Origin of the sequence: Sinorhizobium meliloti (assembly GCF_017876815.1) — a bacterium.
Taxonomy (GTDB): Bacteria; Pseudomonadota; Alphaproteobacteria; order Rhizobiales; family Rhizobiaceae; genus Sinorhizobium; species Sinorhizobium meliloti.
This window is the reverse complement of record NZ_JAGIOS010000002.1, coordinates 1,318,965-1,340,153: the sequence shown is the minus strand read 5'-3', so window position 1 is coordinate 1,340,153 and position 21,189 is coordinate 1,318,965. Positions and strand designations below refer to the sequence as shown.

24 protein-coding genes, 4 pseudogenes and 1 riboswitch are annotated in these 21,189 nt (G+C 57.0%); of the genes and pseudogenes, 14 read left to right on the top strand and 14 right to left on the bottom strand.

The genetic code is table 11. The features are described from left to right. Positions 1-14: 14 nt before the first annotated feature. Entirely contained in the window at positions 15-704 is a 690-nt protein-coding gene (locus tag JOH52_RS25205; protein ID WP_010975426.1) for a glycosyltransferase family protein, read from the top strand. A gap of 127 nt (positions 705-831) precedes the next feature. On the opposite strand, the gene JOH52_RS25200 is transcribed toward JOH52_RS25205, so the two are convergent. The 3 genes from JOH52_RS25200 to JOH52_RS25190 all read right to left on the bottom strand — a co-directional run bounded on the left by JOH52_RS25200 (position 832) and on the right by JOH52_RS25190 (position 3,404). Further along, positions 832-1,737, bottom strand: a complete 906-nt coding sequence (locus JOH52_RS25200) for a glycosyl transferase (protein WP_014530631.1) — start codon at positions 1,735-1,737, stop codon at positions 832-834. A gap of 62 nt (positions 1,738-1,799) precedes the next feature. Further along, positions 1,800-2,531, bottom strand: a complete 732-nt coding sequence (locus JOH52_RS25195) for a hypothetical protein (RefSeq protein ID WP_013850948.1) — start codon at positions 2,529-2,531, stop codon at positions 1,800-1,802. Positions 2,532-2,573: 42 nt separating this feature from the next. Then, entirely contained in the window at positions 2,574-3,404 is an 831-nt protein-coding gene (locus JOH52_RS25190) for a hypothetical protein (RefSeq protein ID WP_014530632.1), read from the bottom strand. A gap of 230 nt (positions 3,405-3,634) precedes the next feature. Between JOH52_RS25190 and JOH52_RS25185 the strand changes: the two genes are divergently transcribed. Then, entirely contained in the window at positions 3,635-4,549 is a 915-nt protein-coding gene (locus JOH52_RS25185) for a glycosyltransferase family 92 protein (protein ID WP_014530633.1), read from the top strand. A 58-nt stretch (positions 4,550-4,607) separates the two neighbouring features. Next, on the top strand, positions 4,608-5,579 hold the full coding sequence (locus JOH52_RS25180; protein ID WP_014530634.1) for a mitochondrial fission ELM1 family protein: 972 nt from the start codon (positions 4,608-4,610) through the stop codon (positions 5,577-5,579). A gap of 22 nt (positions 5,580-5,601) precedes the next feature. On the opposite strand, the gene JOH52_RS25175 is transcribed toward JOH52_RS25180, so the two are convergent. Next, a complete protein-coding gene (locus JOH52_RS25175) occupies positions 5,602-6,447 on the bottom strand; it encodes a hypothetical protein (protein ID WP_014530635.1) in 846 nt (281 codons plus the stop codon). A 415-nt stretch (positions 6,448-6,862) separates the two neighbouring features. Between JOH52_RS25175 and JOH52_RS25170 the strand changes: the two genes are divergently transcribed. Further along, positions 6,863-7,084, top strand: a complete 222-nt coding sequence (locus tag JOH52_RS25170; protein ID WP_014530636.1) for a heavy-metal-associated domain-containing protein — start codon at positions 6,863-6,865, stop codon at positions 7,082-7,084. 127 nt (positions 7,085-7,211) lie between these two features. Here JOH52_RS25170 and JOH52_RS25165 read toward each other — a convergent pair whose 3' ends face one another. After that, positions 7,212-7,808, bottom strand: coding sequence for a Spy/CpxP family protein refolding chaperone (locus tag JOH52_RS25165; protein ID WP_017272402.1), 597 nt, complete (start codon positions 7,806-7,808; stop codon positions 7,212-7,214). Between JOH52_RS25165 and JOH52_RS25160 the strand changes: the two are divergent. The 3 genes and pseudogenes from JOH52_RS25160 (at position 7,807) to JOH52_RS25150 (ending at position 9,400) form a co-directional block, all read left to right on the top strand. Beyond that, positions 7,807-8,338 (top strand): annotated as a pseudogene (locus JOH52_RS25160) (Crp/Fnr family transcriptional regulator). The gene JOH52_RS25165 and the pseudogene JOH52_RS25160 overlap by 2 nt on opposite strands. A gap of 345 nt (positions 8,339-8,683) precedes the next feature. Continuing rightward, a complete protein-coding gene (locus JOH52_RS25155) occupies positions 8,684-8,881 on the top strand; it encodes a hypothetical protein (protein ID WP_017272401.1) in 198 nt (65 codons plus the stop codon). Positions 8,882-9,019: 138 nt separating this feature from the next. After that, the gene (locus JOH52_RS25150; protein WP_014530639.1) at positions 9,020-9,400 is read left to right on the top strand and encodes a YbaN family protein; all 381 of its coding nucleotides are present in this window, start codon (positions 9,020-9,022) and stop codon (positions 9,398-9,400) included. Positions 9,401-9,501: 101 nt separating this feature from the next. Here JOH52_RS25150 and JOH52_RS35965 read toward each other — a convergent pair whose 3' ends face one another. Further along, positions 9,502-9,633, bottom strand: a complete 132-nt coding sequence (locus JOH52_RS35965; protein WP_020479551.1) for a hypothetical protein — start codon at positions 9,631-9,633, stop codon at positions 9,502-9,504. Between the two features lie 814 nt (positions 9,634-10,447). Continuing rightward, positions 10,448-11,128: an energy-coupling factor ABC transporter permease gene (locus tag JOH52_RS25145; RefSeq protein ID WP_014530641.1), complete on the bottom strand. Its 681-nt coding sequence runs from the start codon at positions 11,126-11,128 to the stop codon at positions 10,448-10,450. A gap of 47 nt (positions 11,129-11,175) precedes the next feature. Beyond that, positions 11,176-11,390: riboswitch (cobalamin riboswitch) on the bottom strand. Positions 11,391-11,808: 418 nt separating this feature from the next. Here JOH52_RS25145 and JOH52_RS25140 point away from each other — a divergent pair. Continuing rightward, the gene (locus tag JOH52_RS25140; RefSeq protein WP_014530643.1) at positions 11,809-12,318 is read left to right on the top strand and encodes a DUF1643 domain-containing protein; all 510 of its coding nucleotides are present in this window, start codon (positions 11,809-11,811) and stop codon (positions 12,316-12,318) included. Between the two features lie 231 nt (positions 12,319-12,549). On the opposite strand, the gene JOH52_RS25135 is transcribed toward JOH52_RS25140, so the two are convergent. Beyond that, positions 12,550-12,801 carry a hypothetical protein gene (locus tag JOH52_RS25135; protein WP_017272400.1) on the bottom strand — a complete coding sequence of 84 codons (252 nt, stop codon included), beginning with the start codon at positions 12,799-12,801 and terminating at the stop codon, positions 12,550-12,552. A gap of 89 nt (positions 12,802-12,890) precedes the next feature. Further along, complete coding sequence (locus tag JOH52_RS25130) at positions 12,891-13,622, bottom strand: carboxylesterase family protein (RefSeq protein WP_014530645.1); 732 nt, start codon at positions 13,620-13,622, stop codon at positions 12,891-12,893. Between the two features lie 894 nt (positions 13,623-14,516). Here JOH52_RS25130 and JOH52_RS25125 point away from each other — a divergent pair. Together JOH52_RS25125 and JOH52_RS25120 are read left to right on the top strand one after the other, a co-directional pair. Next, complete coding sequence (locus JOH52_RS25125) at positions 14,517-14,819, top strand: DUF982 domain-containing protein (protein ID WP_014530646.1); 303 nt, start codon at positions 14,517-14,519, stop codon at positions 14,817-14,819. Positions 14,820-14,930: 111 nt separating this feature from the next. Next, positions 14,931-15,174, top strand: a pseudogene (locus tag JOH52_RS25120) (DUF982 domain-containing protein). A 114-nt stretch (positions 15,175-15,288) separates the two neighbouring features. Here JOH52_RS25120 and JOH52_RS25110 read toward each other — a convergent pair. Further along, entirely contained in the window at positions 15,289-15,600 is a 312-nt protein-coding gene (locus JOH52_RS25110) for an MT-A70 family methyltransferase (RefSeq protein WP_014530648.1), read from the bottom strand. A gap of 212 nt (positions 15,601-15,812) precedes the next feature. On the opposite strand from JOH52_RS25110, the gene JOH52_RS25105 reads away from it, so the two are divergent. Both JOH52_RS25105 and JOH52_RS25100 read left to right on the top strand, forming a co-directional pair. Continuing rightward, the gene (locus JOH52_RS25105) at positions 15,813-15,995 is read left to right on the top strand and encodes a hypothetical protein (protein WP_014530649.1); all 183 of its coding nucleotides are present in this window, start codon (positions 15,813-15,815) and stop codon (positions 15,993-15,995) included. 746 nt (positions 15,996-16,741) lie between these two features. Further along, positions 16,742-16,960: a hypothetical protein gene (locus JOH52_RS25100; protein ID WP_012061769.1), complete on the top strand. Its 219-nt coding sequence runs from the start codon at positions 16,742-16,744 to the stop codon at positions 16,958-16,960. Between the two features lie 495 nt (positions 16,961-17,455). Here the strand turns inward: JOH52_RS25100 and nusG are convergent. The 3 genes and pseudogenes from nusG to JOH52_RS35250 form a co-directional block, all read right to left on the bottom strand. Beyond that, positions 17,456-18,065 (bottom strand): annotated as a pseudogene (nusG, locus tag JOH52_RS25095) (transcription termination/antitermination protein NusG). Further along, positions 18,062-18,412 (bottom strand): GcrA cell cycle regulator, encoded by a 351-nt coding sequence (locus JOH52_RS25090; RefSeq protein WP_234827150.1) that lies wholly within the window; start codon positions 18,410-18,412, stop codon positions 18,062-18,064. The pseudogene nusG and the gene JOH52_RS25090 overlap by 4 nt, the downstream one beginning before the upstream one ends. 446 nt (positions 18,413-18,858) lie before the next feature. Next, positions 18,859-19,005, bottom strand: a complete 147-nt coding sequence (locus JOH52_RS35250; protein WP_017272396.1) for a hypothetical protein — start codon at positions 19,003-19,005, stop codon at positions 18,859-18,861. 417 nt (positions 19,006-19,422) lie between these two features. Between JOH52_RS35250 and JOH52_RS25075 the strand changes: the two genes are divergently transcribed. Continuing rightward, positions 19,423-19,674: a DUF982 domain-containing protein gene (locus tag JOH52_RS25075; protein WP_014530654.1), complete on the top strand. Its 252-nt coding sequence runs from the start codon at positions 19,423-19,425 to the stop codon at positions 19,672-19,674. A gap of 414 nt (positions 19,675-20,088) precedes the next feature. Next, positions 20,089-20,349 carry a hypothetical protein gene (locus tag JOH52_RS25070; RefSeq protein ID WP_014527405.1) on the top strand — a complete coding sequence of 87 codons (261 nt, stop codon included), beginning with the start codon at positions 20,089-20,091 and terminating at the stop codon, positions 20,347-20,349. 602 nt (positions 20,350-20,951) lie between these two features. Here JOH52_RS25070 and JOH52_RS36555 read toward each other — a convergent pair. Continuing rightward, a pseudogene (locus JOH52_RS36555) lies at positions 20,952-21,053 on the bottom strand (arsenical resistance protein ArsH); the annotation flags it as partial. Positions 21,054-21,189: the final 136 nt, after the last annotated feature.

The following is a 21,189-nucleotide window of genomic DNA, read 5'->3' as shown; positions in this document are numbered from 1 at the left end:
TAATCGGAGGTGAAATGACGCAAGGTGCTCATATTTACATCGGCTTCGACAGCAAGGAAGTCGTCGCCTATCATGTTCTTTGCCAAAGTATTCTGGAAAAGAGCTCCATCCCGGTTACGTTCACGCCGATATCCTTGAACAATGTCGAAAATATTTTTACGCGCGAGCGGAATCCTCTCCAATCTACCGAGTTTTCCTTTTCGCGATTCCTGGTGCCTTATCTAAGCCGTTATGAGGGCTGGTCGCTTTTCGCCGACTGCGACATGCTCATGCGGACTGACATCGCCCAGTTGTGGGAGTTGAGAGACGATCGCTATGCAGCGATGTGCGTAAAACACGACTACGTTCCGAAAGTCGAAACGAAGTTCCTGGGCCAGGTCCAAACCAAGTACGAAAAGAAGAACTGGTCGAGCGTGATCCTGTTCAATAACGCCAAGTGCCGAAAGCTCGATTTGGATTACGTCAATACTGCGTCTGGGCTGGAGTTGCATCAGTTCAAATGGCTAGAGTCCGACGACCTGATCGGCGAACTGCCCGCAAGTTGGAACTGGCTCGTAAACGAGTACGAATATTCGCCGGATGCAAAGCTTGTCCATTTCACAGATGGAGGGCCTTACTTCGATGAGTATAAGAACGATGATTACGCCGAGGAATGGTTCGCTACACGTGATCGTGTTCTTCATGTAACGCAGCGCTCGGCTTAATGGCGCGACACTCATAAGCCAATTTCATCGGGGCGGCGGCGAGCAACTAACCGCCTCACGCCCCGATGTGGTGCTGCGATACAGCTTCAGTGCTTTAACGTCAGCTAACGCAATCCCAGCTAAAGCGTCACTCAGCTTTGGCAAAGGTGGCGTCGTAGCCAAACCCCATCCCGACAAGGGCCGAGATAGGCGAGTGGTTTACGACCTCGATACCGCTTTCGGCGGCTATACTCCGTGTCATCACCAGATGGTCGACGATCCGCTTTTGGGCCGCGACGATTCCCGAATAGGCTTTATCAGTTGTTTCGTAGTACCTCGGTTCATCGGCATTACTGAGATCGATCCCGACGAAGCCGATCGAGCGGGGCCTCCAGGCGACGGCAAACTGTGCGGCTGAAACCGCGACCGAGCCTGCCTGGAAAATGCCGGCAAAGGGGTCTTCGGAAAAGCCGACGTCGCCGTCCTCGCTCAGCCTCACATACGCCAGCTTACGCAGTTCCGCGGTGTCCCGACGTGCCACCCCGTACGGCTTTCGCACGTTATCGATCAATACGATCGGCCTGTCTCGCAGCCATGTGCGATCCAGCTCGCAGATCGCCCTTATCACGCTCACAGACAGCAGACAGACGCATCCGGCAGGAATCCGCTTCACGAGATCGAAGTGTCTCCATACGAACCGTTCGTCTTCAATTGCTATCGCCAGAGGCTTTGCGATTACGCTGGGAAAAAGGTGTAGCGCGCCGTTCAAGAGAAGGCAGGAAGACCCGTCTGCGCGGGTCAGATCGCATCGTGCCACCGAGGGGCCGGAGCCGACGATAAGCACATTCCCCGGCTTTTCTTCCAGGGCGCGCAACGGGCTCGTTAGACGTCCTACCAACTCGCCTCGATACTGGATCGTGCCGTCTCGATCAGCGGTTGCAAGTTCGAGCTTCAGTCCGGGAAACCAATCCTGAACATGGGCCCTGGAACGACCCAGTAGGAGGCGAACGGCGATCTTGATGCAGGAACGTGAAAATGGACGATTTAAAACCATTGATTTCTCTAACGCAGGCGTTGAGCGAGCAAAACGACGACACAGGGCAAATATGCAAAGGACTAGCGGTTTTTACCGCTCCACAACGGAATGCCTAATTCTTCCGAAACCGGCGGATCCGCCGTGAAAATGGGGCGGCCCTCACTAATCAGCTTGGAAACGAGGACTTTGTCCATTTGAACATGAAGACGCGTCAAACCCGTTGAATTGTAGACGTGACCGCTTGAGTTCGGATTGATTCCCGTGACGATGACGGCGGGTGCTCCGTTGTAGAGGGCAAAAAGGACCGCGTTCATACCGTTCGAGCACTTGGAATCGGCGTCCATCTCGAGGGAGCGCAAGTCAGCCACACGATCCAGCAACGCCATCCGCTCATATCGATCGACGATTTCCAGTCGATCGTATTTATAGTCGAACGCTCGCAAACCTTCCTCGAGGCGCGCGCGATCGTCCTTGCGCCAGAGAAATACGTAGAGCGTCCCTGTACGCTGCCCTTTCAGCACACGCCTGACCTCGATCGCGTTCGCAGTGGTTCCTTCGACCTGGTTGAACATCATCATGGTAATATCCGGCGCATCAACGCCCCACTTGGCGATGACCGATTGCGAGCCGTTCACGGTAATGATCCTGAAGCTCTCGTCCAATCCGGCCGGCCTATTGGAGACAGGCGCGGATCCTACAACCACGACAGGGCTGTTGAATCGAAAGGGCGCGGCCGGCGGATCCGGCCGCATGATGCGGTACTTCAGATTCCGGTATATGCGCTTACGTGCGTCGGAGATCCATGATCCCATTTGTCCTCACCAGAAAATCGGTACTCGTCAATTCGATGCTGTTTATGGCTTCGTTTTCTTCAGAAACTTCGGCTTCAGCCGACGTAAAAATTCGTCGATGGACCGCAACACGTTTGTGAGAGATATCAACTTGTCCACTTGTGCATCGGTCTGGTTCAGACGCGATGACAAGACTTCTGCGATCGTCGAAGATATTTCCGCAGCGGGCAACTCCGGGAACCTTGAAGCAAGCGATGCGTAACTGTTTGTGGCGATACCACCATGCATCGTCAACTTGCCCACTCTTTCGAAAAGGCGCAAGAAGACCTGCTCGAAAGTCCAATCGTGGACAGCGACCACCCGCCACTGTTCGCTGCGCTTTGCCGAGAATCCCGCCAGGATAATCTTGGCCGGAAGCGCTTGGTCGACCAGCCATAAGGCGATGGCGAAACCGCTCGTGGGGACTTTGGCCTGCGGGTAAAAGTCAGCGCAGAAGCCGATCAAATCCAGATGCCCCGTGGGCGTTCCCAAGTAATCGGAGCTTGTGTTCAATCTCTCGCTCGCCGCCAAGCGGATGTTCATGATGCCCAGGAAGTCCTGCGGTGCGAATAGTTTGACGACGTCAGCGACCTCTTGTCGGTAGACAATGTTGGCGCCTTTCGGTTGAGCGCGCGAAATCAGCAAGGCGTGGCCGGAAAATTGTTCATCAAGAACCTTGTAGACCTTGTTGAAGAATACAAAGAGGGCCGTCCGCGGGTATTCGGCCTGAAGTTCCTTAACGTTAACCTGATCGCTGTTAGCTACGAGGATAACGTGTGAATACCTCGAAAACAGAGCACGCCATTGCTCCGCCGTCGTCAAATTCTCCGTCGTTCCGGAGGCGGGAAAGTCCATGGTCACTCATCCCAACTTTAGCGTGCTTTCGGCGCGCGACTTCTCCATGCTACCGAGGCTTGGATTCCAAGTTCGGCTCTCTCCCTCTATAAAGGTGATGTATTCCAAATCAAAGCCGGCATGCTAGTTCGGAAGGTGCATGGTTAAAGGCTTGGAAAGTCCCTTCTGCGCCGACTGAGGTGAAGGGCACGAAGGAGAGCCGTTCGATGTTTAGGGACCAAGGGGCGTAGATGTTTGGACTGAAGGCTAAACGGCATCTTACGAGAGAACTTGCTATCACACCTCCGCAAGGGGAGTTGAACCGACGCGGCATTGCGATTGTCGCCTGCGTGAAAAACGAAGCGAGTTACATTGCGGAGTGGGTGCGCTTTCACCAAGCTGTTGGTGTTCGACATTTCCATCTCTACGATGACGGCTCGACTGATGGAACGGTCGAACTGCTTCAGCGGTCGCTGACTGGCCAAGAACTGACCGTCGTCCCTTGGAAAATGCGCATGCGGGATGAACAAAGTGGTGAATTCTTGAACGGGCAGACGATTGCTTTCGCCCATGCGATCTTAAACTTCGGCGGTAAATATGAGCGTATGGCTTTCATCGACGTTGATGAATTCTTATTGCCCAAGAAAGGTCGAACGTTAGAGGAGGCATTACGAGGAGCCGGCGGATTTCCTAACATCTCTTTGCCCTGGCATATGTTCGGCCATAGCGGTCATGTCTCGCGACCAGCAGGGCCTGTATGCCTTAATTATAAAATGCGGGTCTCCGATCCCATGCGGCAGAACCTCGACGCAAGCAATTTCAAATGCATTGTCGATCCGGTCGAAGTCACGAAAGTGGGCGTGCATCACTTCCAAACACGTTCCTACGGCGACGAAACCGCAAACGATGCGGGGATGGTGGTGCCAAAGAAAAAGCGGAAGGCTGCCGATTTTTACTCCGCAGAGTTCCTGCAGCTCAATCACTATTACGCGAAATCGATCGAGGAGCTGAAGGAAAAGACAGACAGAGGTTGGTCTTTCGACGGTTCTGCGGAGAAATACCGGAATAAAGTTACTTCCACTATCAGGTATATCGAGGCGAACGCCATCGAAGACCGTAGCATGATCGATTTTGTCGACAAGAATGGGATCGATCTCAGCCAGTGATTCTAAGCGAAGGCGAGGAACGGGCGGAAGAAAGCAAGTGTCATATCGGAGCTAAAGTTTGCAAGATAACCACGACGAAACGGTGAAAACGTCCAACACGAGCTGCGTGTGGGCTGTGGCAGAAAGCAAGGCGGGAACGCTTACGCAGTGCCTTGGCGTGGGTAAACAATTCCATCGTGAGCCAGTGGTCAAGTTAATCAGTCGGACTCGCGGCTTGAGAAAGCTGTTCGAACCCAGATTGTTTCGCAAAAGGGAACAGCGCCCCGAGCTCGTAATCTCCTGCGGTTTCCGCGCTGAACCGGCAGTCCTCGACATAAAAGCGGCCTATGGAGGCAAGCCCTTAACCGTGCACCTCCAACGTCCGCGCATCGAAGGGTATGATCTCGTTTTCGTCTCTCGTCACGATTGGGTCGAGGAATTGAACCGGCGGCCGAACTATCATTCGATGGTCGGAGTACCGCATCAGATTACCTGGGCGCGGCTCGCGCCTCTTAGGGATGCTGCCCTCAGACGATTGTCACCGGACGGGCGCCCAATAGTCGCCGTCTTCGTAGGCGGCTCGAATGGAGCATATGTTTACGACGACAGAACCCACCAAAACATAAAGGGCGCAATCGAGCAATTGGAGAAAGAGGGCTGGCGCATCGTTGTATCGGCCTCACGTAGATCTGAAGACCACACTCAGCGGGCCCTGTCGACACTCAATAGCGAAAGGATCGCTGTTTGGGACAGGCGAAGCGAGAACCCCTACCTCGACTACATGGCGGCCGCTGACGCGTTCGTCATCGCAAAGGACTCGATCACGATGCCCTGCGAAGCCCTGGCGACGGGCAAGCCTGTCTTTACACTCGAGTTAACCCACGTCGCGGGTCCGCGACTGGACAAGTTCGAGCGCTATCACCGGGATCTGCATGAAACTTTGCAACTGACCCGGCCGTTTGAGGGAAAGATCGAACCCTACAGCTACGAACCACTCGATGAAACGCGCCGCATCGCCTCGGTAATTCGTTCCAAGCTCGACCGTCCGTAAGGCCCTAAGTGCGGTCCCACGATTATTCGCGCCAGTGCTCCGCCACCCAAGGCGTCGGACGGATATAATGTCGCAAGTATTGTAGCGGTCCCTTGTTCTTCCTTTGCTTCGCATCGAAGACTCCCGCTATGTGTTTGAACGCCGTCTTGCGGGGACCCTTGGTTCCGTATCGGCCCTCTACCGCGTGCTGTGGATGCAGACCGCGCGGAAAAATCACGACACGTGCATCATGCGGCAGACGTGGCGCAAAGAAGTAATTGAGCGGAAATGGCCAGCGGCAGTCCTGGCGAAAATGAAGAACCCATTTCCGTGGAAAGAACTTTATCCCCCCAGGCGCCTTGCGGCTTACGAAGCGCTGCTCGTACCGATACTCGTCGGCCACACCCTGTGGATCGGATCGGAACTTGTCCTGCAGCGGCACGAGTTTCCCAACCGGAAAGCGGAAGAGGGACGTTTGCCCGAGGCGCTCAAAGGGTGTCGTTTGGTTTCTCGCCAGTATTATGTCATCCGCCTTCCCTATCTCGAAGAAAACATCCAGCGATGACACGATCACGAGATCCAGATCGAGAAAAAGCACCGGGCCCTTTAGATTTCCCAAGGACGGCCCCCAGAGCCGCGCCTTGGGCCATATGCCTCTCGTGTTGGTCGGCATGGTCTCCACGTTGAGTGGAGGCAAGTCTTCGCAAAGTATCGCGGGGTTCAGGCCTGCGCGACAATCGGTAAAACAGGTGAAGGTGAAAGGCGGCGTGATGTTGCGAGCAACCATCGCGTAGAGCCGGTTAATAAAGGGGGCTCCATATTTTGTGCCCCAATTGATGCAGATGACTTGCTTCACGCCGCCGCTTGCTGCCAAAACGCTTGTGGTCATTTGCTCCGTTCCCAGTTGCTGCACACTTCCTGCAGCCGTCGATCCCAAATCCGCTAGCAGGCGTGCCGACATGGGCACAAAGACTGAATAAGCGCGTGCATCACAAGACCCTATTACTTGCAAGCCGCGCCTTCGCCAAGGCGGTGCGGCAACTCAAATGAGTTCTCGCCGTCAACGCACGAGTTGCAGCAAATGATACTGTCCAGTTTGTGGCTGGAAATGGACGCTGGAGTGCCGATCTCAGCTCCGTCGAGTTCACCGGCAAGCCCGCGCCAATTTTGCTATCTTTGCGTCGCCTGTTCTGGTCTGGCCACCATCATCAAGGGGCGCACAGTCGGAATTGTAGAGCACACCCTTGACCTTGCCATCGTTGGAAGCTCCACATTCGCTCAAGTCAGATCAAAGGAGACTCTCGATGTATCACCTCGACGTAGAAGACGTGACCTGCGGACACTGCGCCGCCACGGTCGAGAAGGCCGTCAAAGCCGCTGACCCGAAGGCCAAGGTTGCCGTCAATCTCGAGGCGAAATCCGCCTCGATCGAATCCGAGATTGGACCCGATGTATTCATCGCTGCGATTGAAGACGCTGGTTACCGGGCGTCCTTCAAAAAGTCCTGCTGCAGCCACGTCGACTGATCCCCCAGGTTACCGAACAATCACACGCGCCGCGCCGGGGGCGCGCGTGATTGGCAAACAATAGAAACTTAACGAGCCGTTCCGGCAAAACCAAAGCAGGTTGGGAATGGTTTCTTGAACCCGCAGATCAGCGAGCGTATCCCCGCAGCTCGCTGTACTGCTTGACCTGAGCTTCGGTTAGCACGCGCATCATCTCAAGATGGGCTGTTAGATGAATGTAGCGCAGGTTTGCTCTGATTGTTTCCACCGCGCGAAGTTGCGCACGAAGATTGGCCTCGTTGATCGAGCCCTCACGGAACGCAATCTCAAGCGCCAATTCGCCCGCGATCAGTCTCTTTCCTTCGCTCACCGCGTCTTCTCGCATCTTCTCGAAGATGCGCTGCGTCGATGTTTCCTGGTCGACGCTTAAGGCGAGGTCGGCCTTCATTTTCAGCACATGAGAAGGTCCTGGGATGCCGTTAAGCTCGGCGGCTTTCGCCAAGCCCCACCCTCCGCCACTTTCAAGTTCTGCAAGATCATCCGCCGACAGGCTTTTCATTTCGCGGAGCTCTTGGCCAGCGTAGGGCGAATGGTGGACGTGTTCTCCCTCGGCCGCTGCGGGAAGCGGCAGAGTAACGGCAATAAGCGTAAGGAACAGGATTCTCATGGGGACACCAGTTGGAACTAACGAGGGAGGGTGTTCAGCTTGCCAACCGATCGCCACCGTGAACATGATAGTTATCATGTCGGATGAAATTCTTGCCGTTCTTCGGCCGAGGGCCGTCGCGCGTAGATCCTTTGTGAAGGGCGATCACCTCTTTCACAGAGGCGATCCGGTGCGGCCCATGTTCCTGATAACCGATGGATGTGCAAACCTCGTGCGCTATCAGGAGGACGGCCGCCCTGTGGTTTTGCAGCGTGCCAGGCGAGGAACGGTGTTAGCCGAAGCCTCTGTGTTTTCGGATCAATACCACTGCGACGCGTCGCCGCGATGGCGACGGAAGTGGTTTTGATCCCAATCGGCGACATCCAGCGGCTGCTAAACGAGGACCATGTCTTCGCCTTGGAATGGTCACGCCACCTCTCGAACGAACTGCAACATACCAGGAAGCGCGCCGAAATCCTTGCCTTGCGGACAGTCGCAGCCCGGCTGGACGCCTGGCTAACATGGAGCGACGGCGATCTTCCCGCGAAGGGTGAATGGCGAAGACTTGCGAAGAAATCGCAGTTTCTCCGGAAGCACTGTACCGCGAGATTTCACGTCGCCGTGGCTAGGATCGGAGATGGAACTTTCAGGAGCCGGGCGTCGGCAGCGACTCAACAGCCGTGGGTTCGACATGCAGCAGTGACTGAATGCAAAGCACGCCCGGTCCGCGCGCGAAACGCCTCGACTGTGCGAGAGCGACAGGTTGGCAGACTTGGAGGAGATCGCTTCAACATGCCGCAAGGTTGGCAACCTTGAACGTTCGCCATTCCTCTGGTCGAAAAAACTTCCGTCAGAGTGCCCTGGATAATTGCATGGAATGACGAGCGCTTGGAAGAAAAGGGCCCCACAACGGGAGCCTTGTCATGTGATTGGAATTTCGGTTTGATCGACACCGGCAACACAGGGGCAGCTCGATGACTTACCTTGAAGAAGATTCAGAACGCGGAATTCAGCTCTTCATGGCTGAATGTGCAGTCAACCGGGAAGAAGCCCTTCGTCTCATCGTTCGAGACTGGTTAGGCAGACACGGTTATCTCGCTTTAACCGAGGATGAATCAGAACTCGGCAAAGACACCGCAATCGACGAAACGGCGACGCTTGGCGGGGCTTAGAGCAGCGAGGCGCTTTTTCCCCGCCACTCCTGTATGTTGAAGAATGAAGCACCTTGTATCTCTCCAATTCGGAGCTTTATTTCGTCTCGGCAGGAACACGCGTCGCCGGCATTTGGCAGCTGACCGGAGAGAAGGCAGATGAACCTTTCTATGCGCCTTGCACTTCTCAGCCTCGCCTGGCTGATGGTCGGGCTCGCCATTGTCGGAATCTTTCTCCCGCTGCTACCCACGACGCCTTTCCTCCTCCTGGCGGTATGGTTGTTTTCGCGCTCCTCGCCGCGCCTCGCGAAATGGCTGATGGACCATCCATTGTTCGGGCCGCCATTACGTGACTGGCGGGAAGAAGGAGCAATCTCACGTCGTGCCAAAATATCTGCAGTTTTGCTGATGAGTTTGGCACTCATCTATTTGTGGGTTGCGTTCGAACCACCGGCAATCGCTTTGCTCGTGGTTACGGGTATCATGTTCACCTGCGGTGCCTTCATCGTGTCCCGTCCAGAACCGCCAAACAAACCATGAGAAAAGCAGCACGCGCGCCGCTCCTTGTTTCGACACGTCCCCTTGCCGGCAATGCATGCGCAATAGGTGCGAGTGCCGTAGCGCTATCTGAGGGATGGCTCTCAATGATTCGAGGTTACAGTCGCCTGCGTTTCAAGGACGTTCGTTGGAAGTCCAACTTCCTGCCCGACTAACACTGATATGGCGAGGATGAAGGCCGCAACACCTAGACGGGTCAGCAATTCGACGTCCATTATTACCTCCTGGTATACGCCCGAGGCATAAATGCGTTTCGGAGGCGCCGCGGCAACCCTAGGTATTTTGGGGAATTTCCAGCGCCTGCCGTTAGCGGCACACGCCTGTTCGATTGCGAATGTCACGACGAGAGCCAGAAACTGCGCTCCCTCGCATTTTTCGCGGCAACCCAAGCGCGGATGGGCGCACATCGAACGAAATGCTACGGCGCCCAGAATCCCATAATAACTTCCTGAAACGATTCCTGACCCTCAAAGTGACGGGCGATGCAGCACCATTGCGGCAAGGTATTTTGGAACAAGTCGCTCGTCGCGGCAGCATTGGAACGTCGCGAGCGGTCATGTGTTGACCCGCCGACGAATCCCACCCATGCCGACAAACAGAAGATGAAGAGGCTGATCTGGGACTGCCAGAAGGACATCGCCGCGTATGTGACGCCGCAAATGCGGAATTGCGGAGGACGAGCCGCTCCAGATGCTAACCTCCCGGCTCGACGGTGGTCAGGCGAAGAGGGCGTGGGGGACGATTGGCACGGCTGGTGGCCGGACGACAATGATGGTGAAGATGCGACGGCGGAACCCCGTGCCTCGGACAGCGAGACAGCCTGACACAAACAGAGCTGCGGTGGCGTTGAAGGCTGATCCGCTGCAGCTCCGACGCGACATATTCTTCGTCCCGCTGGGCTCTCGCCCTCTTCCGATCCGCTTCGAACGCCGCTTACTGCTGGAGAATTGGGAAGCAGCGAAAGCGAGATCAATCCCGCTTACGCCTCAGATTATCGCCCCCATACCCATGCACTGGGCGTGTTCATAATCACGCCGCCCGATGCAGTCTGATATTGAACATGGGACCACGACTGTAGCGATCAAGCGCCTTTGCACCGGCGAGAACACCCAAGTCGATCAGGGGCTCCAGCAGAATGACGCTCATGTAGGCAGCGCCGAACGAACCCACGGCCGCGAGATTTTCGACGCTGAAGCCGTGGCCATATAGTGCCCAGAAGGCAACCCATGCAACAATACCGCCCTGATAGGTCGTGGAGAGCGCCAAAGTTTCCCTATATTTCAATTCCACGTATGCGGTCCGAGACGGAATAATCCGCGCCGCGAGCAGACTGGTTGCCCAAAGGGGCACCAGCAACGTAGTTACGTTCATCCCATATTGTGGCAAATCGAACGGCGCAAAGAAAAGCCCTTGAAGAAGCAGACCAGCCGCAAGGCCAACCGCAGCGGCGCCTGCTCCGAACAAGAGAAGAAGGGTTGAACCCAGGATAAGATGGACTTCCGAGACACCAGCAGGATGGTGCGGCAGAACTTCGAAAAAGCAGAAGACCAAAGCCGTTGTCACCACACTGCGTAACACGAGCGCACCGGCACCACCGTTGTTGCGAATACTGTCAGCCGCCAACTTGGCGGTGAGCCCGAGAGCCCCTGCGGCAGTGGCATAACTCAATATAATCTTTGCGCCATCGACGACGCCTGGTTCGATATGCATGTGCTCTCCTTTCCGCACCCACCGTGCGGCGTGGCAGTTGTTGAGGCGTGTCGCCCAAGGTGATGGCAGGTCTCCTGGCTTGCGGGTCGTAGCTTTGTCCGCCTTATCAGCCGATTCACGGCCAATGGCATCCTTGGACTTTGCTCGCCGCTCACAGTTGCGGGGGCAGCCACGGTTTTAGCCCCTGATGGGTCGTCCTCACCGTGTTCCCTTTTCATCCGCCGTTCTTCAGTCGGGCGGAACCATCACATGAACTGGTATGCTCACGCTGGCCAAAAAACAACGGAAAATGTTCTATCCACAAGACCATTCAGGCCTTCGGCTGCTCGAAGTTCGCGCCGATGGAAGATTTGCCGAGGGCAAGGTCATCACCCAACTCGAATACCGCGGCCGAACCAGAGGCCAACGCCCCGGAGTATTGTCGCCTGGTTGCGCGAGAACCATCTTCAAACAAGATGCGAAAGACCAGGGTCGAACACGAGCGGCTTCCCTTGAAAAAGGGCAAACGCCGTCTGGCTGATCCTCCGCGAACGGCGCAAAGGCCGGTGACGGCTGTCGAGACTGATATTCTATCTTTCCATGCGGCGTTGTTGGGCCAGATCCTGCATCCGACCGGCGAGATCGTTCACGAGCGCATGGCCTCGGCAGAGGCTGCTGTCCGGGGCGGAAGAGGCTGAGTGATGGGCGACACGCTCGATGTATTTCCAACCGAGGTGAAGTCTTCGGCTACTATCTCAAGATGCGGTGCCTACCGTTACCGTCTCGAGCGGCAATGGGATTCGGAGAAGGCCAAGGTCGCCTTCCTCATGCTGAACCCGTCCATAGCGGACGCCTGCCAAGATGACCCGACGATTCGCCGGTGCGTCGGCTTCGCGCGGGCTTGGGGCCATGGCGGCTTGATTGTTGGTAACCTCTTTGCACTTCGCTCCACCGATCCGAAAGCCCTTTACGACCACCCTGACCCGATCGGCCCAGATAACGACAAGCACTTGCTCTCGATCGCGCATAGCGCACGTAAGATCATATGCGCGTGGGGAACACATGGCACACTTCATGATCGTGGACGCGAAGTCGCGGAGAGGCTTGCGTTCTTCAACCCAGCGGCTCTCAAACTGACGGCAGACGGTCATCCCGTACACCCGCTCTATGTGGCTGCGTCCACGCAACCGAAGGAATATTTCGCGCGATGACCACCTCCCCCTCAACTACCGCTGGGAAAACCTCGCGCCCGGATGTCCGCCGCGGCGCCGGGGGAAGGCGGCCGCGTGGTCAAGACGGCCATCACCGGCACTGCGCGATATTCTGCTGCCCCTGTGCGGGCACCATCGGGAATTCGTCTTCACATATCACATACCAGGCGGCCCGGCCCCGATCGGGTAAGAGTCATACAAGGGAGATGGGAAGGATCGAAGAAGGCATCATTATAGCTCCCTCGAGACGCGGTGGAGCGCATCAGAGCGAAGGCCAAGGTCGAGAATTTCCGATTCCGCGACTTCCGCCATGGTCTGGCGACGAGGCTCCTGCGAAAGACCAGGAATCTGAAAACCGTCAGTAGGCATCAGCCACGCCGATGTCGAGACCACCGCTATGCGCACGTCCTCGATGAGGAGGTCGCGGAAGCGCACGAACTCAATACCGAGCAGCCGCCCGAGTTGCGGCCGTATCTGCCACATCGCAAGAAGATCAATTTCTCGGAAAAACAATGAAGGCCGGCGCGAAACCACACCGACCTCCCTCCGCATCGGTAAGCGCGATCATCATGCTATTGAGGCGCGCCCTCAAGACGCTGCTTCAGCAGCCAATCCCAGAGTTCAGCATCATTCAAGGTCGCCCACTCGACGCCGGAATGATCGACACCTTCCAATACGGTCAGTCGAGCATTGCGATCCAGAGCTTTAAGGCGTTCATAAAGCACAACGGAATCCGATAACGGAATTACACCATCGTTTGAGCCATGAAAGACCCAGAATGCAGCTTTCTCGTTCGTTCTATTGAGATAGTGCCGATTGCCACCGCCGGCGATTGGGACGATAGCGGCGAACTTATCTGGAAACTGTTCGGCCAAGGCCCAAGCACCGAAGCCGCCCCGGCTAAATCCGATCACATAGATCCGTGAACGGTCAACCCGATATGTTGAAGCTACTTCCTCAAGTGCAGCGTCCACTTTCTCAATCGGATACAGCAGTTCTTCGCTCGGGTTTTGGGGAGAAAAGACGAGAAATGGAAATTTCTTCCCGTCTTCGATCAGTTTTGGAATGCCGCTCGATTTGACTTTGTCGATATCACTTCCGCCCTGATCTCCTCCATGTAGCCATATAACGAGAGGATAAGTCTCCGTTGACGTCGCGTATCCATCCGGCGTGTACAAAAGATACTTGAGCTCATTCTTAACGCTCACAGTCGAAGTGAGTGCTACCTGCTCTGCATTTGCGGCCTCAGGATCGAACAAGCCGAGCGCAGCTATTGCAGCCAAAGGTAAAATTCTACGCAACATTACACCACCTCCTCTGAAACGTTCAGAGGACAGGTTGGCACATGGTCTGGTTGCGGACAATGCTTCCCGCCGCTCCACAATCACCCAATCAGCCAGAGCTGGTCAATCAATAGCATCAGTCTGAATTTGCGCCGCGGCCTTCGATTCGCTGCGGGCCCGGGAAATCGAACCGGTCTTCGTGGTTATGAGCCAGGCGGCTTACCCGTTGCCCCGCCTGCGGACATGAAAGGGGGCCACCCTACCGCATAGACGCAGGACAGGTGCTTATCACCAGACAACAAAAAAGGCCGGGGCGAAACCGCACCGACCTTCCTCATCATCGCTTACCAAACCAGTGCCAGTACATCCGTGGTCAAAAGTCGAAAACGATGCAGCAATTGCGAGCGGCGAGTTATCAGCGCTCATAAGCAATGCCGATGCGTGGTATATAGGGGACCAATGTGTTCGAAACAAGGGCGCACGCCAGTCGCAATGAATTGGGTGCATTTCTCCTACCGCGTAACTCGGCGGTGAGCCGGCGGGCTCTCGGTGAACAGGCACGATGGCGCTACGCGAGGCGCACAAGTCGCAAGCTGTTCACAATCTCGTATCGCTCGCCGGGGAGTGTTCAAAGCCGCCACCTGGCATACCGTCGGGCCTAAACCGATCGCGATTCATCTTGATGTTGATGAGGGAGTCGGCCTCGTGTTCCTAATGTCCAAGGCCTCGGCGATCGCCACCGTGTCGGGCCCGAACTTGGCGTAGGCTTCCAGGAGGGTCATTACGCACCTCCGGCGAGTAGCGACGAAGACACACCGACCTCTTGAAACCGCTGAAAAGAGACAACAAATCAACACCGGGCGCTGGGCCGCAGCGCTTTCCTTGTTGAACACCGTCGTATTCAGTGAGGCTGAAATGAACTCGAAGATGTTTGCTCGACCGGTTTACCTAAAGGAGAAGAAGGACCTGATCAGAGAGATTACGGACCTGTACGATGCCATCGATTTTCTTGAGGGGTGGCCGGAGCGCGACCGCGACGTAGTGCACGGCGCCACCCTGAAGACTTTGTACATGGCGCATGACGGCCATAAGCCCATTCAGGTTGCGCGGGATGCGATCCGGGCCTTCGGAAAGAAGAAGGGGATCCTGGTCAAAGCACCCGCAGTTCTCCCGTGGATGATCAGCCCAAGTTCCGGCAGCGGACGCGTTTCTGCCTGAGGCACCACTTGAGGGGGAGAGGCTGCGATCGCGGCCTCTCTGTTCCCGGCCCGGCGGGTATGGGAGGTGGAGCTTGATCATGCCGACGCCCTCACCCGAAGGAATTTTGTAATGGGTACCGTTTGGGGCGAGTGCGTCATCCTTGATCTGCCTGATCTGGACGGCGTACAGATCGTGTGGCACCCCGCTTACGCTGTACGCTTGCTCATCGACAGTTGGCCCGTGGATCATAGACGTGCTTACGGCACGGCCGTCAACGCGTGCGCGGACGCCGTGGTGGGCATATACGGGGGAACGTGCGAGGATCGCCTTCATGGCAGCGATCAGCGAGGCGAAGATTGATTTGCTCGCTTGAAATCATGCCGCCACCTCCGGTTTGAACTTGGTGACCTCATTGCCGAAGGCGTGCCAACCCTGGCGCTGTTCTCGAGCGAACACGTCGGCGCGCCGCGCGTGCGGCATCACACGGTCACAAAGGGCATAGAACTCGTCTGGACTTGCGGCTGTGCTCGCGAGCGATGCCATCGAAGATGGTCGGCGGAACATGGGACTGCTTCGGATTGCCGAGGGTGCCAACGAGCACAATCTCGCCGGGGCGGACACGGTAACCGGTGCCCATGCGGACCTTGCCGGCGGCAGTCGTCTTCCGCCAAGCCATGAAGCTCTTGTACTCGAAGCCCCACGCCTTCAGGCATTCAACCGCGAAAGGGAGATGCGGAGCCGTCGCCCCCGAATAGATCAGGGCAATGCATGCTGGCGAGTTGACCAACGGGAAGCGCACGGATCTGCTCGGCGCTCATGACGTCGTAGTGTGTCGATGCCGACTTCTTAGCGCCCGCATCGCTGTAAAGGTCGAACGGCCACGGAATTTCGATGACGATCATCTCGTAGTGGAGGGAAGCGGGTCAAGGAACCAATCGGTCACGCCACACCTCCCGGCCCGTGGAACAAACACAGCCCAGCATCGGTTGCGCCATCAAAGAGGAGGTCTGAATGCCTACGACGCCGATCCCGAAGCCCAATGACCCTGAATTCCCGCCAGATATGCCGCCGGATGTGCCGCCAGATCTGCCCGAGCCACCGATCGAAGAGCCAGAGCCGAACGTAGGCCCGGACGAGGCACCCGACATCAGTCCGTTGCCCGGCGAAGAGATCCCGCAGAGAATGAGGAACTGAGGTCATGGCGCGCTCCCGGCCTGATCTCTGGGATCGAGCGCCTTCAGATGCGCGCCGCGGATCTCTTCGAATCGGGCGATGTCGTTTTCCTTGGTCTCGATCTCCATTTCAGGACGAGGCTTTTTTGAACGGCGGCCGATCGAGCCATGCGATCATTTCGGCGGGATCGGTCATGCCGCACCTGCCTTCGTCCGCAGCTGCTTCACTGCATGCTTCAGTTTGACGACTGACATGATGACTTCTCCTCAGGCTCCGGGCCGTCGTCCATGCCAAACTTCCGCCGAGATGAGGCAGAAGGGCACGTGGTATCAGGGCCCAATCCGTGTTGAGCCGGTTGCTATCCAGGCCTTCAGGCAATGCCCCTCTGGCATCCGCCCATAGCCCGCAACGGTGCGCTTCTACGAGAGGCGGCGCAGGCCTTGTTACGGCTCGGGAAGCTGCGCAGTAGGCGGATAGATGTCACCTCTTCCCGATTCTGCTCGGGAAGGGACGACCAGGCACGAACCCCGATCTGCACGAACTACTGTCCGCCTTCCCGATCTTGTTGAGGCATTGCCTCGAAACTGGTTGAGCCGATCTGCGGTCGTTGCCGGGGAGCTTTCAGCGGGATAGGTTGGTCCTCGGTTGCCTCGGTCTGCGGCCCCGGCCTGAACAGATGCTTGGGTCCTTGCGGTCATCGGAAAACTAGATTGGTTGCCAATCCACAGAACTCCTGCGCATCGTGTCGTTCTAAGTAGGAGGGGAAAATGTCAGAGCTGGAAGAAAACCGCTTGTTAGACAGTGAATTCCAGACAATTTCGTCAGAGCCATTGATTGGGCGCCTCAATCTCGAGACCGACTTGGGCACCATCGACCTTTTGGTGAACAAAGAGGCCGCGGAGTTCTTAATTTCGGTGCTGCTCGAGTTCCTTGCAGAAGGGGCCGGCGAAGACGCTCCGAAGTTCACGGTGCATACTGAGCAATAACTGCCCGGTGAGCCCCGGATGAGCCGGCCGTCGGCACACAACGTCGGTCATTCAGTGGCATCTGCCTAAAGCGAGGCGGGCTCGTGAAAGGAAAGGCGATCCCCCTACCGCATAGACGGCGGTCATCGGGTGGTCGCGCTTGCCCAGTCGGGGTCTTTCTGCATTTTCCAACAGCACTACCGGGCGAAGGCAACAAAAAGGCCGAGGCACGTTGGCCCCGGCCTTCTGTCTTTTCGCTCTCAAAACTCGTGCCAGTACATCCGTGGTCACAAGTCGAAAGCAATGCGCGATTGCCAACGTATCCCCCCGCCGACAAATGCGCTTGTGCAAACTTTATAGGGGGCGGGGGTTTTCTGAACAAGTTGTCCATTCGGAGTATGCGCTGCCTGGATTTCGGGCGCATTTCTTCTACCGTCTATCTCGGCGGTTGCCCGGCGAATCGTCCCTCAACAGAGGTCCGCAACTGAACAGACACAACAAATTGCTTGAGGAACCCTATACGCCTTTGCGCAAATTTTTAACCTCTGCGTCGGCGGTTACTCCCTCAATTCGCTTATAATTTTCTGCACGCGCTCTTTGATCTGCGGGCTTAGAGAATCTATAGCGCTCGCGGTCTGATTGACCATGGAGACGCGCGCCTTCCTCCCCTTAGGCAGGATCTTGCGGAGCTGGCCGCGCAGGTGCTGGATTTGCCCGGGGCGCTCGTTCTCCTTCCGGCAGTGCTGCTCGTAGAGGAAGGCCTGCCGGCGTTCGTGCTCGGCGAAGTACAGGGCCTCGATGGTACCGTCGGGGAACTCGAGCGGCCCGTAGTTGGCACCGCGCAGGAAGCACACGACGCCGTCGACCCGGCGGAGCTCCTCGAAATTCAGCCTCGGCAGGTTGACGAAGCATAGCCGACCGGGAACCGTTTCTGTAGGATCTGTTTCGTCAGGTGATGCCTCAACTCGGTGTAGAAGGACGGCATGAAGATGTCGAAGCCGTCCTTGCGGCAGTTCCGCTCGATGATCGATTCCGTGGGCCGACTTTCCGGCAGGCGCTCGTCGACGGCCGCCATGCGCCGATAGCCCGGGGCAACATGGATTGCGTACCAACGTGATCTCTTCATTTTTCCCTCTTCGCAATGCGATGGACTGCAACCGCTCTGGATTGATGGTGCTGGCAGTATTTCCCGGCAGTCTTGACTGCACAGAACAGGAAAGGGCTGCCGTCGTTGATGGGCCAAATGCACTCGCCGGGCCTCAATTCTAAGAGGCGTTTGGCGAACGGCAGTCGCTCCAGGTCATATTTGTGGGGAGGGATGATTATGGTATCGGGCTTGCGGTCGCGCATTGCAGTCTTGTCCTTCCGCGGAGCTCTCTTGCTCTCGTGCGGTCGGCAATTGCGAGCTCGCGGCTTCGATGAGAACAACGCGCGATTTCGAAATGCGATCCCAGCGATGACGTTGGGAGACACACCGAAGCGCCTTGCAATCTGTGAAGCCGACAGATCGTCCTTGCGAGCTTAGAAGCAGCCTCGATGTCGGCGGTGCGGTGCTGGATAGTTATGCCGCTCGCTCCTCTTCGACCGGCTCGATGTCCATCTCGATATTTCGTCGGTAGGCCGTCTGCGCGGCGCTGACCAGGCGTGCGTCCGCCAATGCCAGCATCCGTGCGAGCTCGGCGGCCGGATTGGACCAATGGGCTCAGGAGCTATCACGGCTCCGGTCGCTGCCTTCGACGCTGCATTTTCCTGCCGGAACTAGAACAGCCGTGCGCGGACGCGGGCCATAACCTCAGGAGACCGATCGATCTCTGGCGGGCGGTTGGTGAGCGTCGCGGCGATCTCCGGGGAGGAAAGGGCTCAGCGGCCACCCGATTCCACCTGTTTCCACCGGACAAATTCCGCCGTTTCCGCATCCCTTAGCGATCCCACTCGCGCCGCTTCTCGGCAGCACGGTCGACGCCCGACGTCATCTCACGCTCCATCTCCGCGACAGCGGCAACGATCGCGTCGGAGTCCATGCCATCGGCACGCATGAGCTTCAGGGCGGCGGCAATCACGCTCACGCCGCAATCCCTTTTTCGCGTACTTGGATGATGCCCTCGCACTCGGCCCGCAGACCGCCGTCCCAGGATCAGGCGTCCGCAGAGATTGTCGTTCTTGATGAAGCCGTAGTGCTGAAGGCAGTCGAGAATCCTTTTTGAGCGTTTGTCAAATGCTGCCGCATGTTTTGGCGCCGAAAGCAGAGCGACGGCTGGCAATCGCCTGCTTCAGGCCTTGATGAGTAGCCGGCGTCGTTCCGCCACTTCTTACAGGATGGGGACGGGCGGCGGTCTTGCCCCAGTCGTTGTAGGAGGTCCCAGCCGGACGGCAGATATGGGAGGTGGAGCGAGATCATGCTGCCCTCCCCTTGCAAGCCACGGTAGTTACTCTGGAACGATTGAGAGGGAAGTCGGTTAGACCGTGAGAAACAGCAGGTAAAAATGAACATGGCTGAGAACTGGGACGAATGCGTAATCATCGATCTGCCCAATCTCGAAGGCATTCAAATCGTGTGGTCGCCCGCTTATGCGGCTCAATTGCTTAGCGAAAACTGGCCGGATACGAACGGCCGAAGCTATTCCGCGGCGCTGAACGCCTGCACGGATGCGATGCTCGGCGCCGCCTCGGCGGCGCCTGCACGAGACGCTTTCCTCGCGGCGGTCGAAGAGGCGAAGATTAAAACCCTGCGTTGAGATCACGCCGCTACCCTCCCCTTGTAAAGGGAAACGAAGGCATGAGGATGGCTATGTCGCGGAGGTTGTTTTCAGGCTTGGTCTCAGAGCGTGGGCGCTTAGAGCACGGGTGGCGGTCTTCAGGCCAACGCTTTTCTGCCCGGTCTAATCTCCGTTCCTCCGGATCGGTCGCCGTACTTGTCTAGCGCCACAAGCTGTGACGCACGTTCTCTCGTTCATCCTGCACTTTGCGGCAGCGCGGACCTGGCTGAGCGGTTATGGCGCTGATTGGCCGGGTTGGGATTATGGAAGGGTGGATGTGTGAGGCGCCGTCCTAGCCCGTGCACGCAACACAACAGCAGCCGGAGAGGCGGAACTTTTTCCTAGCAGCACCCGTTGAGACGAATTGGCTCTTCAACGAAAGTGAACACCGCCATGGATGCGCAGAAGGCAGGAATGGCCCGTTTGCTTTTGGCCGCACCTGAGTTGCGCGGCAAGGCATGGATGTCCCTGGATTTGGTGTTCTTGAAGTTATGCTTGGTCTACGAGGGCGCCTGTTTGCGGCGTGACGTTCTTCGATGCTCGCCCGAGAAAGATGATCACGCTCTGCTTAAGTCCGAGAAGAAGTGCAAGAGCCTCGAGGCGGCTGCAAAAGCCTACGTGCGCGAGCATCAGAAATTCTCGGGCATTGTTTGAACGTTCAAGTCAATGTCGTGATGATCAATGGCGCAAGGCGACTACGGCGAGAGCTGTAGTCCATTCTATTAATTTTGACGCGCTCGGCAGGACGCGTCGCGCTCCTCCTTCGGTGCGCGCTGAAATTGAAACGCTCCGCATGAAGGATTGTTGGACGCCCTCTTCCATCTATAAGTTCGAGCGACCGTCTCGGCCTCATGGCGATAAAGACCTGCGCGCCCGCTCCGCAAAATTGGTGAAATTTCCGCAACAGATCTGTTGCCTTCTTCGCTGCAGTCTCAGTCTTCGTTTAGGAGCGTCGATCGGACCGTAATCGCTTGGAACCGTATCCATTGCTCTCAATAGCGCGCTGGCCTCTGCGATCTGCTTTGGACTACGGTCCGGGATCGACAGGATCGCCGCTCTATCTCTTCGGGTCCGCTGGCTACGGCGCGAGCACGGGCAAGATGGCAGCGACAAGGCTCGCAGTTGGTGCCGCCGCTCCCTTCGTGTTGTCCGCCGCGATGGAAAACCTCGGGAATCGCCTCGGCGCTGTTCGTCAATGCCCTGCTTGGTACGATCGGCATGGCTGCATTGATCGCATGGCTGCGTCTAGCGAGTGACTAGCTCGACCTGAGCGACACCAACCTCTCAAGTTCGGCCGCCTGTTCCTTCCGCTCGCTGTAGCGGTCCGTCAGATGGGTCGAGGCATCCCGTGTGCCGATCCCGATGAAGCCGCGCCTTTGTTCACAGATGATTAGGCCCCGGATTCCGGTATGATCTCGCCCTGGGGATCGGGTCTGCTCGCATTGACTGCTGCCAGTTCATTAGCACGGTGAGTCAAGATGTTCCCGATGCGCG